Raw genomic sequence first — 14385 nt, forward strand, 5'->3', positions numbered from 1 at the left:
TTCGCGGCATGGTTCACCAGGGCGGCCGCGGCGAGCGGCGGATCAGTGCGGTATTCCTCGGCATCGCGGCCGTCATGGCGGTCACCGGGTGGGCGGTGTGGACGGACTACTCGGCCAGCCCCGGGCTCGCCGTGTTCCTCTTCGTGACCTCGGCGTGGATCGTCTCCCTCTGCCTGCACGAGTACGCCCACGCCCGTACCGCCCTGCACAGCGGCGACCTCTCGGTGGAGGACAAGGGCTACCTGACGCTCAATCCCCTCGCGTACACGCACGCGGTACTCAGCTTCGTCCTGCCGGTGCTCTTCGTGATCCTGGGCGGTCTGGGCCTGCCGGGCGGCGCGGTGTACATCGAGCGCGACCGCATCCAGGGCCGCTGGAGGCACAGCCTGATCTCGGCGGCCGGCCCGCTGGCGAACGTGGCCTTCGCGGTGGTCTGCACCGCTCCGTTCTGGCTGGACGCGCTGGAGGGCGTCCCGGAGGCCTTCCGCTTCGCGCTCGCCTTCCTCGCCCTGCTCCAGGTCTCGGCGGCGATCCTGAACTTCCTGCCGGTGCCGGGCCTCGACGGCTACGGAGTGATCGAGCCCTGGCTGTCGCACCGGGTGCGCCGGGAGGTGGCACCGCTGGCGCCGTTCGGCCTGATCGCCGTCTTCGCACTGCTGTGGATCCCGGAGGTGAACGGGTTCTTCTTCGACGTGGTCCGCGGGGTGCTGTCCTGGCTCGGCGTGTCGGACCTGGAAACGTACTGCGGCCGCGACCTCTACCGCTTCTGGACGGACACCGACGGACTCTGCACGTCCCCCCGGCTCTGACGGGAACGCCCGCGCCGGCCGACCGGGCTGCGGGGGCGCTACACCTGGCCGGCGCTGCGCGCGGCGGCGGCCCTGTCGGCCTTCGCCTTACGGGAGTAGTACCAGGCCATGTTGGAGGTGAGCCCGGCGAGCAGGACCCAGACGATTCCGAGGAAGCTGCCCTCCACGAAGGCGACGACGGCCGCGGCCACGGCGAGTACGCAGACGACGACGGCGAAGACGGCAAGGCGGGGCATGGGAAGAGCTCCTCGGAAACACTGAACGGGGTCGAGCCCCTCCAGTGTCCCCCATGCCCCGCAGTGGTCCCGTAAGAGCGGCGGGGCGCCCCGGCGCGATCGCCTGCCACCCGGAAGTTGTGCGTGGAGGGCAAGCTCTTCGCCGAGCTCCGGCGGGGCTGAGCGTGGGCGTGCCCGGCGGTTCCGCCCGGCCGTTTTGCCCGGCGGCGCGGTCCGGGTCAGGGGACCGGGCCGCCGGGCGGGGGCGGGTCAGACGTCCGTGACGCGCAGGCCCGCGTGGGCCTTGTAACGGCGGTTGGTCGAGATCAGGTTGGCGACGAGGGACTCGACCTGGTGGGCGTTGCGCAGGCGGCCCGCGAAGACGCCGCGCATGCCCGGGATGCGGGAGGCCAGGGCCTGGACGAGGTCGGTGTCCGCGCGGGATTCACCGAGGACCATCACGTCGGTGTCGATCTCGTCGACCGACTCGTCCTGGAGGAGGACCGCCGAGAGGTGGTGGAAGGCCGCCGTGACGCGGGAGTCCGGGAGCAGGGCGGCGGCCTGCTGGGCCGCGCTGCCCTCCTCGACCGGCAGTGCGTAGGCGCCCTGCTTGTCGAAGCCCAGGGGGTTGACGCAGTCCACCACGAGCTTGCCGGCGAGGTCCTCGCGCAGTGCTTCGAGCGTCTTGGCGTGGCCCTCCCACGGCACCGCGATGATCACGATGTCGCTGCGGCGCGCGCACTCGGCGTTGTCCGCGCCTTCCACACCGAGGCCCAGTTCCCCGGCGGCGCCCTGCGCGCGGTCCGCCGCGCGGGAACCGATGATCACCTTCTGTCCGGCCCGGGCGAACCGGTAGGCCAGGCCCCGGCCCTGGTCGCCGGTGCCGCCGAGGACGCCGACGACGAGGCCGGAAACGTCCGGGAGGTCCCACGGGTCCTTGGCCGGTGCCTTCGCGGGGGGCTGCTGCGTGCTGTCTGAGGAGGTCATGGGGGCGAGGGTAACGCCGGGATGCGCGGAGTCGAACGCGGCGGAAGGGGGGAAGCGCTCCCGTATGCCCCTTCCGTGGTGCAGGATGCCGATATGGATGCCGTGAGAGTCGCGTTGCTGCGCGAGGTCCTCGCCGGTACGCGATGGCCGGACGCCGCGCGCCGTTTCGCCGGTTCACTGCGGCGGTCGCTCGCCCCGGCGGGCGGGAACCTCCTGCTGGTGGGCACCGAGCAGTACGAGCCGTGGCACCTGGCGGCGCACCTGGCGGACGAAGCCGCCTGGTCGGGGCTGGCGGAGCTGGCGCCCACGCTCGTACGCCACCGCGTGCTGCCCGGGGAGCCGCCGCACCTGTCGGTGGGGCTGGGCAGGCTGGAGGCGGCCCGGCGCGGGCACACGCTGCTGGTCGTGGCTCCGGACGGGCCGGGCGAGGGGCTGTTGCAGCGGGTGCACGACGCCCGGCGCGCGGGGGCGACCGTACTGTCCCTGGACGGCGGCGATCCGGATCTGGGGACGCTCGCGCACGAGACGCTCTCGGTGGCGGAGGGATCGGCCGAGCTGGATCTGGACACGGTCCAGCACCTGGTCAGCGCGGCCGCCGGGGAGAACAGCCTGCCGGAGCAGCGCAGGCCGCGCGGCTTCCGGGACCGGCTGGCGCGCCTGGCGGACCAGCTGACCGCGCCACCGCCCAGCCCCTGGTAGCGACGGCCGCGACGCCGGGCAGGCGCGTCCCCGGCCACCCCGGGCTCGACCCCGCCAGATCCAGACCTCGCCGGACAGGCGCGTCCCCGGCCGCCCCGGGCTCAACCCGCCCGGGCCCGGCCGCCCCGACCAGGCCCGCCCGGACCGACCCTGCCCGCCCGTACGCGCGTACGCCCGCGGTGCGGACGCCCCCGCCCCCACCCCCGCCGTCAGGGCGTCGTGCCCTCCTCTTCCCCGCCCGTCTTGTCGTTCCACTTCGGGTCGTTCTGCCATTCGAGGTTGCGTTCCTGCGCCGTCTCCATGGCGTGGTTCGCCTCCCCGGGCGTGGCGTAGGGGCCGAAACGGTCCTTGGCCGGGCAGTCGGGGCCCTCCTCGACCTTCTTGTGGACGAGGCAGTAGTACCACTCGCCCGGTTTGCCGACCTGGCGCTTCTTGAACAGGGCCATCGCTGTCAGGCTCCTCTCGATCCGGCTCTCTGCCGCCAGCCTGCCCCATCACCGCTGGATACACTCGCTTGTATGTCCGGCCAGTCGCTGCTCGTACCAGGCGAGCTTTCTCCCGTCCGTTCCGTTCCCGGAAACATCCGCCGGCCCGAGTACGTGGGCAGGCCCGCGCCCACTCCGTACACCGGACCGGAGGTGCAGTCGCCCGAGACCATCGAGGCCATGCGCATCGCCGGCCGGATCGCCGCCCAGGCGATGGAAGAGGCCGCCAAGCTGATCGCGCCGGGGGTGACCACCGACGAGCTCGACCGGGTCGCCCACGCGTACATGTGCGACCACGGCGCCTACCCCTCGACCCTGGGCTACCGGGGCTTCCCTAAGTCCCTGTGCTCCTCGGTCAACGAGGTCATCTGCCACGGCATCCCCGACTCCACCGTCCTGCGCGACGGTGACATCGTGAATCTCGACGTCACCGCCTACATCGGCGGGGTCCACGGCGACAACAACGCCACCTACCTGTGCGGGGAGGTGGACGAGGAGTCGCGGCTGCTGGTGGAGCGCACCCGCGAGGCCCTGAACCGGGCCATCAAGGCCGTCAAGCCGGGCCGCCAGATCAACATCATCGGCCGGGTCATCGAGTCGTACGCCAAGCGCTTCGGCTACGGCGTGGTCCGGGACTTCACCGGGCACGGCATCAACTCGTCCTTCCACTCGGGCCTGATCATCCCGCACTACGACAGCCCGCACGCCACCACCGTGATCGAGCCCGGCATGACCTTCACCATCGAGCCGATGCTGACCCTGGGCACCCACGAGTACGACATGTGGGACGACGGCTGGACGGTCGTCACCAAGGACCGCAAGCGCACCGCGCAGTTCGAGCACACCCTGGTGGTGACGGACAGCGGGGCGGAGATCCTGACCCTGCCGTAGGGGTTTTACCGACAGGACGTCGGGAACACATTGACTTAGGCATGCCTAAGCAGCAGGATCGGACGTGGTGGCGGTGCCGTCACGTCCGCTCCCCGTCCCCGGAGGTCCGCCTTGGACGCCTTCTCCACGGTCATCCGCGTCGCTTCGCACGAGCAGCACACCGAGGCGGAGACGTCGTCCTTCATGAGCGACCTGCTGGGCGGAAGGCTCGGCGTGGAGGCGTACACCCGCTATACCGAACAGCTGTGGTTCGTCTACCGGGCCCTGGAGGACGCCGCCGGAGCCCTGGCGGGCGACCCGGTCGCCGGCCCGTTCATCCGGCCCGAGCTGATGCGCGTCGCCGAGATCGAGCGCGACCTCGGGCACCTGCTGGGCCCGGGCTGGCGCGCAAGGGTGGCGGCGCTGCCCGCGACCGCGGCCTACGCGGCGCGGGTGGCGCACTGCGCCGCGCACTGGCCGGGCGGCTACGTCGCCCACCACTACACCCGCTACCTGGGCGACCTCTCCGGCGGCCAGATCATCCGCGACAAGGCGGAGCGGACCTGGGGCTTCGAACGCAAGGGCGACGGCGTCCGCTTCTACGTCTTCGCGGACATCCCCAACCCCGCGGCGTTCAAGCGGACCTACCGCGGGCTGCTGGACGCGATCGCAGCGGACGACCTGGAGAAGCAGCGCATCATCGACGAGTGCAAGCGCGCCTTCGACTTCAACGGCGCGGTCTTCCGCGAGCTGGGCGCGCAGTTCCCGCTCAGCGCCTGACCGTCCGCCAGGGGCTACGGGGGGGGAAGGGGCCGGTCCGGTGCGCAGCACACCGGACGCGGACCCCTCGGGCACGGCCCCCCGGGTCGGGCACGGCCCCCTCGGGCACAGACCCCGGGGCGCGGCCCTCGAACGCGGACCCCCCGGACGTAGGGATGCTCAGTCGGCGGCCGGGGCGAAGCGGACACGGCCGCCGACCTCGACGGTGCCGTCGGGGCCGGGGGCGGTCAGGATCTGCGAGCCTGCGCCCTGGGTGATGTTCAGGGCGCGGTTGAGCTGGACGGTCAGCAGGATGGCCGCCGAACCGGTCGCCTCGTCCTCGGCGACGATCCCGTCGGCGCGGCGCGGGAACCCTCGGGCCCGGACGCGGCCCGCGGCCTCGTCCTCCCAGGCCCACGCGTACAGCCAGCCCTCGCCCGGCGGCGGGGCCGGCAGCGCCTCCACCTCGGCGGCGCTCGCGTACTGCTCGGTGGTCTTGCCCTCGACCCACTCGGCGCGGGCCGTGATCCAGGTGAACTCCCCGTCGTCGCGGGCCCACACGGGTCCGGCGGGCGGCTGGAGCTCCTCGATGTCGAGCAGCCAGGCGACCCCGACCAGCGGATGCCCGGCGAAGGACATCCGGGTGCCGGGGGTCCGGATGTCGACGATCCCGCGCTCGGGGTCGTCGACGAACACCGTCTCGCTGTAGCCGAGTTCCGCGGCCAGGGCCTGCCGCGACGCGTCGTCGGGGCAGGTCCGTCCGTCGCGTACGACACCGAGCAGGTTGCCGTGGCGGCCGTCACCCGCGCAGAAGACCTTCAACACGTCGAGATCGTTCACGCGGGCATTCAAGCACGGCGGCTCCGTTCGGCACGCCGCCCGTGCGCCGCCCCTGCGCGCGCACGGGCCCCGCCTGCGCGCGCACAGGCCCCGCCCACCGGTTGGCCGGTCCTTGACTCGCGCTTGACTTTCCCATGGGGATGCCGTGACGGCTCCGTATCCGGCGCGGGCCGGTGTGTGCCGAATCACTGGACGGGTGGGCATGGGTCAGGTAAGCCTCGGTTAAGTTAGGTCCGCCTCACCGGCCGTCCCGCTCCACCGGGGCCGCCGTCTGCCGAACGCCAGACCGCCAGGAGCCCGCATGCGCCCCGCCCGCCTCACCGTCCTCGCCGCGGCCACCGCCGTGGCCGCGCTCACCGCTGTGACCGGCTGCGCCGAGAAGACCGGCTCGGGCGACGGAACGATCCGGGTGGCGGCCTCGGACAGCGCCTGTGGCGTCTCCGCGAAGGAGTTCCCGGCGGGCAAGGTCCAGATCGAGGTCGAGAACAAGGGCTCCAAGGTCACCGAGGTCTACGTCCTCTTCCCGGACGACCGCATCGTCGCCGAGCGCGAGAACATCGGCCCCGGCACCAAGGCCGCCATCACCGCCGAGATCAAGCCCGGCGACTACGAGATCGCCTGCAAGCCCGGCATGAAGGGCGACGGCATCCGCGAGAAGGTCAAGGCCACCGGCAGCGGAGCCACCGAGAAGCGCAGCCCCGAGCTCGACGCGGCGGTCGCCGGCTACCGCAAGTACGTGCAGGCACAGGCCGACGAGTCCCTCCCCGCCACCCAGACCTTCGTGGACGCGGTCAAGGCCGGCGACGTCGAGGGCGCGAAGAAGGCGTACGCCCTGTCCCGCATCGGCTGGGAGCGCACCGAGCCGGTCGCCGAGTCCTTCGGCGACATCGACCCGAAGATCGACGTCCGCGAGGACGGCCTGGAGGCCGGCCAGGAGTGGACCGGCTGGCACCGCCTGGAGAAGGCGCTCTGGGCCGACAACAAGATCGGCGACGAGGAGAAGAAGCTCGCCGACACCCTGATGACCGACGTCAACGAGTGGCAGAAGAAGATCGGCCAGGCCGAGATCACCCCGACGTCGATGGCCAACGGCGCCAAGGAGCTCCTCGACGAGGTCGCCACCGGCAAGGTGACGGGCGAGGAAGAGCGCTACAGCCACACCGACCTGGTCGACTTCAAGGCCAACGTCGAGGGCGCGCAGAAGGCGTACGAGCTGCTCAAGCCGGTCGCCGCCAAGAACGACCCCGAGCTCGCCAAGCAGCTGGACACCCAGTTCGCGGCGCTCGACACCCTGCTGGACAAGCACCGCGCGGACAAGAACTCCATGGACTTCACCTCCTACGACAAGGTCGGCGACGCCGAGCGCAAGGAGCTGTCGGACGCGGTCAACGCCCTCGCGGAGCCGCTCTCGAAGCTCGCCGCCGCGGTCGCCAAGTAACCGGTACCAGCAGAAACAGGCGGGAGATCCCCATGTCCGAGCAGGAGCCGTCCGTACAGCCGGAGCCGGGGCAGCGGCCGGAGCAGGACCAGCCGCAGCGCACCGAGGGCAGGCCGGCGCCCTCGCGGCGCTCGGTGCTGGGCTGGGGCGGTGCCGGCCTCGCGCTCGGCGCGGCCGCGGCCGGCGGTACGGCGGCGGTCCTCGGCACCGGATCGGACGCGGTGCCGGTGGCCTCCGCGGGGGCGGCCGTGCCCTTCCACGGCGAGCACCAGGCGGGCATCGCCAGCGCGGTGCAGGACCGGCTGCACTTCGCGGCCTTCGACGTGAAGACGAAGGACCGCGCGGAACTCGTCAAGCTCCTCCAGGAGTGGACCGCGGCGGCCCGGCTGATGACGGCCGGGCGCCCGGTCGGCGAGGGCGGTTTCGGCGGCCTCCCCGAGGCGCCGCCGGACGACACCGGCGAGGCGCTGGGCCTGAAGGCCTCCCGGCTCACCCTGACCATCGGTTTCGGTCCCGGCCTGTTCGCCAAGGGCCGCTTCGGCCTGGAGGACAGGCGCCCCGACGCGTTGGTGGACCTGGAGCAGTTCCCCGGTGACAACCTGGACCCGGCCCGCTCCGGCGGCGACCTGTGCGTCCAGGCGTGCGCGGACGACCCGCAGGTCGCCGTGCACGCCATCCGCCAGCTGGCGCGCATCGGCTTCGGCAGGACCGCGGTGCGCTGGTCGCAGCTGGGCTTCGGCAAGACCTCGTCCACCACCCCGGACGAGCAGACGCCGCGCAACATGATGGGCTTCAAGGACGGCACGCGGAACATCTCCGGCACGGACGCGGCGGGCCTGGCGAAGCACGTGTGGGTCGGCCCGGGCGACGGCAGCGACTGGATGACCGGCGGCTCCTACCTCGTCGCCCGGCGCATCCGGATGCACATCGAGACCTGGGACCGCACCTCGCTGATGGAGCAGGAGGACGTCTTCGGCCGCGACAAGGGAGAGGGCGCCCCCGTCGGCAAGTCGAAGGAGCGCGACGAGCCCTTCCTGAAGGCGATGAAGCCGGACGCGCACGTGCGCCTGGCCCACCCCGACACCAACGGCGGGGCGACGATCCTGCGCCGCGGCTACTCCTTCACCGACGGCACGGACGGTCTGGGCCGGCTCGACGCGGGCCTGTTCTTCCTCGCCTACCAGCGCGACGTCCGCAAGGGCTTCATCCCCATCCAGCGCAGCCTGTCGAAGAACGACGCGCTCAACGAATACATCCAGCACGTGGGTTCGGCCGTCTTCGCCGTCCCGCCGGGCGTCCGTGACAAGGACGACTGGTGGGGCCGGACGCTGTTCGCGTAGTCCCCGCCGGAGAGGAAACGCCGTGTTCGGCAACTATCTGATCGGTCTGCGCGAGGGGCTGGAGGCCAGCCTGGTCGTCTGCATCCTCGTCGCCTACCTGGTCAAGACCGAGCGCCGGGACGCCCTGCGCCCGGTCTGGCTCGGCATCACGATCGCCTGCGCGATCTCGCTCGCCTTCGGCGCCGTGCTGACCTTCGGCACGCAGGCCCTGACCTTCGAGGCGCAGGAGCTGCTGGGCGGCAGCCTGTCGATCGTCTCCGTGGGCCTGGTGACGTGGATGGTCTTCTGGATGAAGCGCACCGCGCGGCACCTTAAGGGCGAGTTGCACGGCAAGCTCGACGCGGCGCTCGCCATGGGCACCGGAGCGCTGGTCGCCACCGCCTTCCTGGCCGTCGGCCGCGAGGGTCTGGAGACCGCGCTGTTCGTGTGGGCGTCCGTGCGGGCCAGCGGCGAGGGCTCCTCCGCGCCGCTGATCGGGGTGCTGCTGGGCATCGCCACCGCGATCGTGCTGGGCTGGCTGTTCTACCGGGGCGCCCTGCAGATCAACCTGGCGAAGTTCTTCAAGTGGACCGGCGGCATGCTGGTGGTCGTCGCCGCGGGCGTCCTCGCCTACGGGGTCCACGACCTCCAGGAGGCGCGCTTCCTGGGCGGCCTGTCCACCAGGGCCTTCGACATCAGCTCCGCCATCCCGCCGGACAGCTGGTACGGAACCCTGCTCAAGGGCGTCTTCAACTTCCAGCCGGACCCCACCGTCCTCCAGCTGACCGTGTGGGCGCTCTACCTCGTCCCCGTGCTGGCACTGTTCTTCGCCGGGTCGCGCCGCCCGGCCGCGCCGAAGGTGCAGCCGGCCGGCGCCACGCGCGCCGGCTGAGCGGCCCGTCCGGACCTCAGGGGATCCGTACGGCGGTGCCGCTGACCCCTACCCGGGGCTCGCCGGCCCGCAGCTCCACCGTGAGGGTCCCGGGCCGGCCCATGTCGGCGCCCTGGTGCAGGGTGAGCACGGCTTCCTGCGGGACCAGCCCGGTCTCCCGGGCGTACGCGCCGAAAGCGGCCGCGGCGGCTCCGGTCGCGGGGTCCTCGACGACGCCGCCGACCGGGAAGGGGTTGCGTACGTGGAACTCGGCGGGGCCCGCCCGGTGGACCAGCTGCACGGTGGTCAGGTCGAGGCGCCGCATCAGGGCCGCCAGCCGGGCGAAGTCGTAGGAGAGGTCGGCGAGGCGGGCGCGGGTGCCGGCGCCGAGCACCAGGTGCCGGGCTCCGGCATAGGCGATCGCGGGCGTCAGCGCGGGGTCCAGGTCCTCCCGCGGCCAGTCCAGCGCGGCCAGCGCCTCGGCGAGGTCGGCCGCGCCGATCTCCTCGGTGTACGGCTCCACGCTGGTCAGCGTGGCCCGCAGCAGGCCCCCCTCGGCGACGACGCGGACCGGGACGGTGCCGGCCGGGGTCGCGAACACCAGCTCTCCCGGTCCGATGCGCTCCGCCAGGGCGACGGCGGTGGCCACGGTGGCGTGCCCGCAGAAGGACACCTCCGCCTTGGGGCTGAAGTAGCGCACGGTGAAGGCGCGCCGCGGCGGGAAGTCCGCGCCGCCGAGCCCCCGGGGCGGAGCCGTAAGGAAGGCCGTCTCGCTGTATCCCAGACCGGCGGCGATCCGGAGCATGGCGGCCTCGTCGAGGCCGGCCGCGTCGAGCACGACGCCGGCGGGGTTCCCGCCGGCCGGGTCCGCGGAGAAGGCCGTGTAGCGCAGGACTTCGGTATCGGTCATGCCGTCATGATCGGCTGCCTGCCGGGCCCCTGGCAACGGCCCTGGAAACGGTCTCGCGGCCACGGCCTCAGCCGCGGCCGATGTACGGCATCGACGTCGCCATGACCGTCGCGAACTGGACGTTCGCCTCCAGCGGGAGCTCGGCCATGTGCAGCACGGTGCGGGACACCTCGGCGGCGTCCATCACCGGTTCGGCCGCCAGCTGCCCGTTGGCCTGGAGGATGCCGCTCTGCATCCGCTCGGTCATCTCGGTCGCCGCGTTGCCGATGTCGATCTGGCCGCAGGCGATGCGGTACGGGCGCCCGTCCAGCGACAGCGATTTGGTGAGGCCGGTCACCGCGTGCTTGGTCGCCGTGTAGGCGACGGAGTGCGGGCGGGGCACGTGCGCCGAGAGGGAACCGTTGTTGATGATGCGGCCGCCCTGCGGGTCCTGCCGCTTCATCTGCCGGAAGGCGGCCTGCGCGCACAGGAAGGCCCCGGTCAGGTTGACGTCGACCACCGCGCGCCAGGCTTCGTAGGTGAGGTCCTCCAGAGGGACGCCGCCCGGCCCGAAGGTGCCCGCGTTGTTGAACAGCAGGTCGAGGCGCCCGTACCGCTCGGCCACGGTCCCGAACAGCGCGGTCACGTCGTCCGGGTCGCTGACGTCGGCCCGGACGCACAGGACGTCGGCGCCGTCCCCGGCCGCCCCGGCCGTCTCCTCCAGCGGCTCCCTCCGGCGGCCCGCCGCGGCCACCGACCAGCCGGCCGCGGCCAGGGTCAGGGCCACGGAACGGCCGATACCGGATCCGGCCCCGGTCACCACGGCGATCTTCTCGGCGCTTGCGTTCATGGGGCCGCAGGGTACGTCACACCGGGCTCGGGCCTCCGGACGTTCCGACAGCTGAGAGCATGGGTCGGTCAGGGGTGCACGCAGGAAGACGAGACGAGTGGAGATCCGCATGTCGGAGAAGGCCCCCGCGACGGCCCGTACGCCCGAGCCGTCACCCGATTCCTCCTCCGCGCCCCCGGCCACCGCCCCCCTGACGGCCGCGCGCCGCACCGGTCTGCTGGTCACCTTCATACTCGGCGGGCTGACCGCCCTCCCGCCGCTGTCCATGGACATGTACCTGCCGGCCCTCCCGGAGGTCACCGACGCCCTGCACAGCCCCGCCGCGACCGTCCAGCTCACCCTGACCGCCTGCCTCGCCGGCATGGCGCTGGGCCAGCTGGTCATCGGGCCGATGAGTGACAAGTGGGGCCGGCGACGGCCGCTGCTGACCGGCATGGCCGTGTACGTCCTCGCCACCGCGATCTGCGCCCTCGCGCCGACCACCGAACTGCTGATCGGCTTCCGCCTGCTCCAGGGCCTGGCCGGGGCCGCCGCGATCGTCATCGCCCGGGCCGTCGTGCGCGACCTGTACGACGGGGTGGAGATGGCCCGGTTCTTCTCCTCCCTGATGCTCATATCCGGGGTCGCGCCGATCATCGCCCCGCTCATCGGCGGGCAGGTGCTCCGCTTCGCCGACTGGCGCGGGGTGTTCGTCGTCCTGACCGCCGTCGGCCTGGTGCTGACGCTGATGGTCTGGCGCGGCCTGGAGGAGACCCTGCCGCCCGAGCGGCGGCACACGGGCGGGGTCGGCTCCGCGCTGCGGACCATGCGCGGGCTGCTCGGCGACCGCGTCTTCGCCGGTTACACGCTGGCCGGCGGCTTCGCCTTCGCCGTGCTCTTCTCCTACATATCCGCCTCGCCGTTCGTGGTGCAGGAGATCTACGGGGCGTCGCCGCAGGCCTTCAGCCTGCTCTTCGGCATCAACTCCGTCGGCCTGATCATCGTGGGCCAGATCAACGGCAAGCTGCTGGTGGGCCGGGTCAGCCTCGACAAGGCCCTGGCCGCCGGGCTCGGGACCCTCACGGTCGCCTCGGTGGCGCTGCTCCTCATGTCGGCCGGGGCCTTCGGGGAGGTCGGGCTGGCCCCGATCGCCGCCGGGCTGTTCGTGCTGATGTCGGCGATGGGCCTGGTCCTGCCGAACACCAACGCGCAGGCGCTGATGCGCACCCCGCACGCCGCCGGATCCGCCTCGGCGCTGCTCGGCACCTCCTCCTTCCTGGTCGGGGCGGTCGCCTCGCCGCTGGTGGGCATCGCGGGCGAGCACACGGCCGTCCCGATGGCGCTGGTGCAGCTGGCGTGCTCGCTGCTGTCGGTGACGTGCTTCCTGGGCATGTGCCGCCCCTGGCAGCACGACGGGGCCGCCGCCCAGCCGGTCGGCGGCTCCGGGACGGCGCCGTAAACTTCGCTGGTGAACGCCTCCGCCCCCACCACCGCAGAGACCCTCCGCAGCACGCTCGGCGGGCTGCTCGACGGGCTCCCGCCCAAGCAGGCGGCTGCCGCCGTCGAGCGGCTCATCGCCAGTTACCGTGGGCAGACCCCGACCGACGTGCCCGTGCTGCGCGACCGCTCCGACGTGGCGGCGTACGCGGCATACCGGATGCCTGCCACCTTCGAGGCCGTCCGGGCCGCTCTGGACGCCCTCGCGGAGGCGGCCCCCGGCTGGGCCCCCGGCTCGCACGTGGACGTCGGCGGCGGCACCGGCGCGGCGACCTGGGCGGTGGACGCCACCTGGGACGGCCCGCGGCAGACCACGGTGCTGGACTGGGCCGAGCCGGCACTGACCCTCGGCAGGGAGCTCGCGGCGGCCTCGGGCTCGGACGCACTGCGCGGGGCGCACTGGCGGCGGACCGTCATCGGCACCGGGCTGGCCCTGCCCGACGCCGACCTGGTGACGGTCTCCTACGTGCTCGGCGAACTGACCGCGCAGGCGCGCACCGCCGTGGTCGCGGAGGCGGCCCGGGCGGGCCGGGCGGTGGTGCTGATCGAGCCGGGCACGCCCGAGGGGTACCTGCGCATCCGCGAGGCGCGCGACCAGCTGATCGCGGCCGGGCTGCGGGTCGCCGCGCCGTGCCCCCACGACGGGACCTGCCCCATCGAGGTCGGCCAGGACTGGTGCCACTTCTCGGCGCGCGTCAGCCGCTCCTCCCTGCACCGCCAGGTCAAGGGCGGCTCCCTGGCGTACGAGGACGAGAAGTTCAGCTACGTCGCCGCGACCCGCTTCCCGGTGGAGCCGGCTCCCTCCCGGATCACGCGGAGGCCGCAGATCCGCAAGGGGCTGGTCCTGCTGGACCTGTGCGGTCCCCAGGGCGGCGACCCGTCGGCGGGCCTGACCCGGGCCACCGTGACCAAGCGCCACGGTGACCTGTACAAGGCGGCGCGGGACGCCGACTGGGGACAGGACTGGCCGCCGGCGGGGTAGTCACCGCTGCAAGGCGGTCACAGCCGCCGGGCGGTCACGGCCGCAGCTCCTGGGTGCAGCACTTCACGCTGCCGCCGCCCTTGAGCAGCTCCCCCAGGTCCATCGGGACCGGCTCGAAGCCCCGGTCCCGCAAGGGCGCCAGCAGCCCCGTGGCCGCCTGTGGGAGCAGCACGTGTCTGCCGTCCGAGACCGCGTTGAGGCCGAGCGCCGCCGCGTCCTCGGCGCCGGCGAGCAGCGCGTCGGGGAAGAGGCGCCGCAGCACGGCCCGGCTGCCCGGCGAGAAGGCGGCCGGGTAGTACATGACCTCGTCCCCGTCGAGCACGCACAGCGCCGTGTCGAGGTGGTAGTAGCGCGGGTCCACCAGGTCGAGGCCGATGACGGGCCGGCCGAAGAACTCCTGGGCCTCGTCGTGCGAGAGCGGGCTGGAGCGGAAGCCCCGGCCGGCCAGGATGTAGGTGGCGGTGACGGCGAAGTCGCCCTCGCCCTCGTTGACATGGGACGGCTCGTGGACGTGCTCGAAGCCGTGGGACCGGAACCAGTCGAGGTGGGCCTGGGCCTCGGCGGCGCGTTCGGGGTAGGCGAAGCGGGCGCCGAGCACGCGGCCGTCGACGACGAGGGCCCCGTTCGCCGCGAACACCATGTCGGGCAGCCCCGGGTCCGGTACGAGGGTCTCCACGGTGTGGCCGAGGGCGCGGTAGCGGTCCCTCAGGTCCTCCCACTGGGCGAGTGCGAGGGGCAGGTCCACCGGTTTCGTGGGGTCCATCCACGGATTGATGGAGTACGTGACCTTGAAGTGTGCGGGTGGGCACATCAGGTAGCGCCGGGGTGTGGCGTCTCTGCGCAAAGGAAGGCTCCTCACGACTTTCACGACTCACGACGAGTGTGGAGAGAATCGT

16 protein-coding genes are annotated in these 14385 nt (G+C 72.7%); 9 read left to right on the forward strand and 7 right to left on the reverse strand.

Annotated features, from left to right (window positions below; all coding sequences use genetic code 11):
- Positions 1-8 precede the first annotated feature (8 nt).
- Positions 9-809, forward strand: a complete 801-nt coding sequence (locus tag AMK16_RS14710; protein WP_073914685.1) for a site-2 protease family protein — start codon at positions 9-11, stop codon at positions 807-809.
- A gap of 38 nt (positions 810-847) precedes the next feature.
- Here the strand turns inward: AMK16_RS14710 and AMK16_RS14715 are convergent, their stop codons facing one another.
- The gene (locus tag AMK16_RS14715; RefSeq protein WP_073914687.1) at positions 848-1045 is read right to left on the reverse strand and encodes a hypothetical protein; all 198 of its coding nucleotides are present in this window, start codon (positions 1043-1045) and stop codon (positions 848-850) included.
- A 249-nt stretch (positions 1046-1294) separates the two neighbouring features.
- Positions 1295-2011, reverse strand: coding sequence for an NADPH-dependent F420 reductase (npdG, locus tag AMK16_RS14720; protein WP_073914688.1), 717 nt, complete (start codon positions 2009-2011; stop codon positions 1295-1297).
- A gap of 93 nt (positions 2012-2104) precedes the next feature.
- Here npdG and AMK16_RS14725 point away from each other — a divergent pair, with 93 nt between their 5' ends.
- Positions 2105-2710: a hypothetical protein gene (locus AMK16_RS14725; protein WP_073914690.1), complete on the forward strand. Its 606-nt coding sequence runs from the start codon at positions 2105-2107 to the stop codon at positions 2708-2710.
- Between the two features lie 209 nt (positions 2711-2919).
- Here AMK16_RS14725 and AMK16_RS14730 read toward each other — a convergent pair whose 3' ends face one another.
- Positions 2920-3156, reverse strand: coding sequence for a hypothetical protein (locus AMK16_RS14730; RefSeq protein WP_073914691.1), 237 nt, complete (start codon positions 3154-3156; stop codon positions 2920-2922).
- Between the two features lie 72 nt (positions 3157-3228).
- Here AMK16_RS14730 and map point away from each other — a divergent pair, with 72 nt between their 5' ends.
- Together map and AMK16_RS14740 are read left to right on the forward strand one after the other, a co-directional pair.
- Positions 3229-4086 (forward strand): type I methionyl aminopeptidase, encoded by an 858-nt coding sequence (gene map, locus AMK16_RS14735; RefSeq protein ID WP_073914693.1) that lies wholly within the window; start codon positions 3229-3231, stop codon positions 4084-4086.
- 111 nt (positions 4087-4197) lie between these two features.
- Positions 4198-4845, forward strand: a complete 648-nt coding sequence (locus AMK16_RS14740) for a biliverdin-producing heme oxygenase (RefSeq protein WP_073914694.1) — start codon at positions 4198-4200, stop codon at positions 4843-4845.
- 159 nt (positions 4846-5004) lie between these two features.
- Here the strand turns inward: AMK16_RS14740 and AMK16_RS14745 are convergent, their stop codons facing one another.
- Positions 5005-5664: a PhzF family phenazine biosynthesis protein gene (locus AMK16_RS14745; RefSeq protein WP_107417141.1), complete on the reverse strand. Its 660-nt coding sequence runs from the start codon at positions 5662-5664 to the stop codon at positions 5005-5007.
- A gap of 301 nt (positions 5665-5965) precedes the next feature.
- Between AMK16_RS14745 and efeO the strand changes: the two genes are divergently transcribed.
- Genes efeO through efeU form a run of 3 tightly spaced genes read left to right on the forward strand, consistent with a single transcriptional unit; the run spans position 5966 to position 9313 of the window.
- Positions 5966-7102 (forward strand): iron uptake system protein EfeO, encoded by a 1137-nt coding sequence (efeO, locus tag AMK16_RS14750; protein ID WP_073914697.1) that lies wholly within the window; start codon positions 5966-5968, stop codon positions 7100-7102.
- A gap of 32 nt (positions 7103-7134) precedes the next feature.
- Positions 7135-8442, forward strand: a complete 1308-nt coding sequence (gene efeB / locus AMK16_RS14755) for an iron uptake transporter deferrochelatase/peroxidase subunit (RefSeq protein ID WP_079191512.1) — start codon at positions 7135-7137, stop codon at positions 8440-8442.
- A 22-nt stretch (positions 8443-8464) separates the two neighbouring features.
- Positions 8465-9313, forward strand: a complete 849-nt coding sequence (gene efeU, locus AMK16_RS14760) for an iron uptake transporter permease EfeU (protein ID WP_073914699.1) — start codon at positions 8465-8467, stop codon at positions 9311-9313.
- A gap of 16 nt (positions 9314-9329) precedes the next feature.
- On the opposite strand, the gene AMK16_RS14765 is transcribed toward efeU, so the two are convergent.
- Both AMK16_RS14765 and AMK16_RS14770 read right to left on the reverse strand, forming a co-directional pair.
- A complete protein-coding gene (locus tag AMK16_RS14765; RefSeq protein ID WP_073914700.1) occupies positions 9330-10202 on the reverse strand; it encodes a PhzF family phenazine biosynthesis protein in 873 nt (290 codons plus the stop codon).
- Positions 10203-10269: 67 nt separating this feature from the next.
- Entirely contained in the window at positions 10270-11031 is a 762-nt protein-coding gene (locus AMK16_RS14770) for an SDR family oxidoreductase (protein WP_073914702.1), read from the reverse strand.
- A gap of 109 nt (positions 11032-11140) precedes the next feature.
- Here AMK16_RS14770 and AMK16_RS14775 point away from each other — a divergent pair, with 109 nt between their 5' ends.
- Both AMK16_RS14775 and AMK16_RS14780 read left to right on the forward strand, forming a co-directional pair.
- Positions 11141-12469, forward strand: a complete 1329-nt coding sequence (locus tag AMK16_RS14775; RefSeq protein WP_079191550.1) for a Bcr/CflA family multidrug efflux MFS transporter — start codon at positions 11141-11143, stop codon at positions 12467-12469.
- Positions 12470-12478: 9 nt separating this feature from the next.
- Positions 12479-13489, forward strand: coding sequence for a small ribosomal subunit Rsm22 family protein (locus AMK16_RS14780; protein WP_073914705.1), 1011 nt, complete (start codon positions 12479-12481; stop codon positions 13487-13489).
- A gap of 34 nt (positions 13490-13523) precedes the next feature.
- On the opposite strand, the gene ddaH is transcribed toward AMK16_RS14780, so the two are convergent.
- Positions 13524-14333, reverse strand: a complete 810-nt coding sequence (gene ddaH / locus AMK16_RS14785) for a dimethylargininase (RefSeq protein WP_073914706.1) — start codon at positions 14331-14333, stop codon at positions 13524-13526.
- Positions 14334-14385: the final 52 nt, after the last annotated feature.

This window comes from Streptomyces sp. CB00455 (assembly GCF_001905445.1).
Taxonomy (GTDB): domain Bacteria; phylum Actinomycetota; class Actinomycetes; order Streptomycetales; family Streptomycetaceae; genus Streptomyces.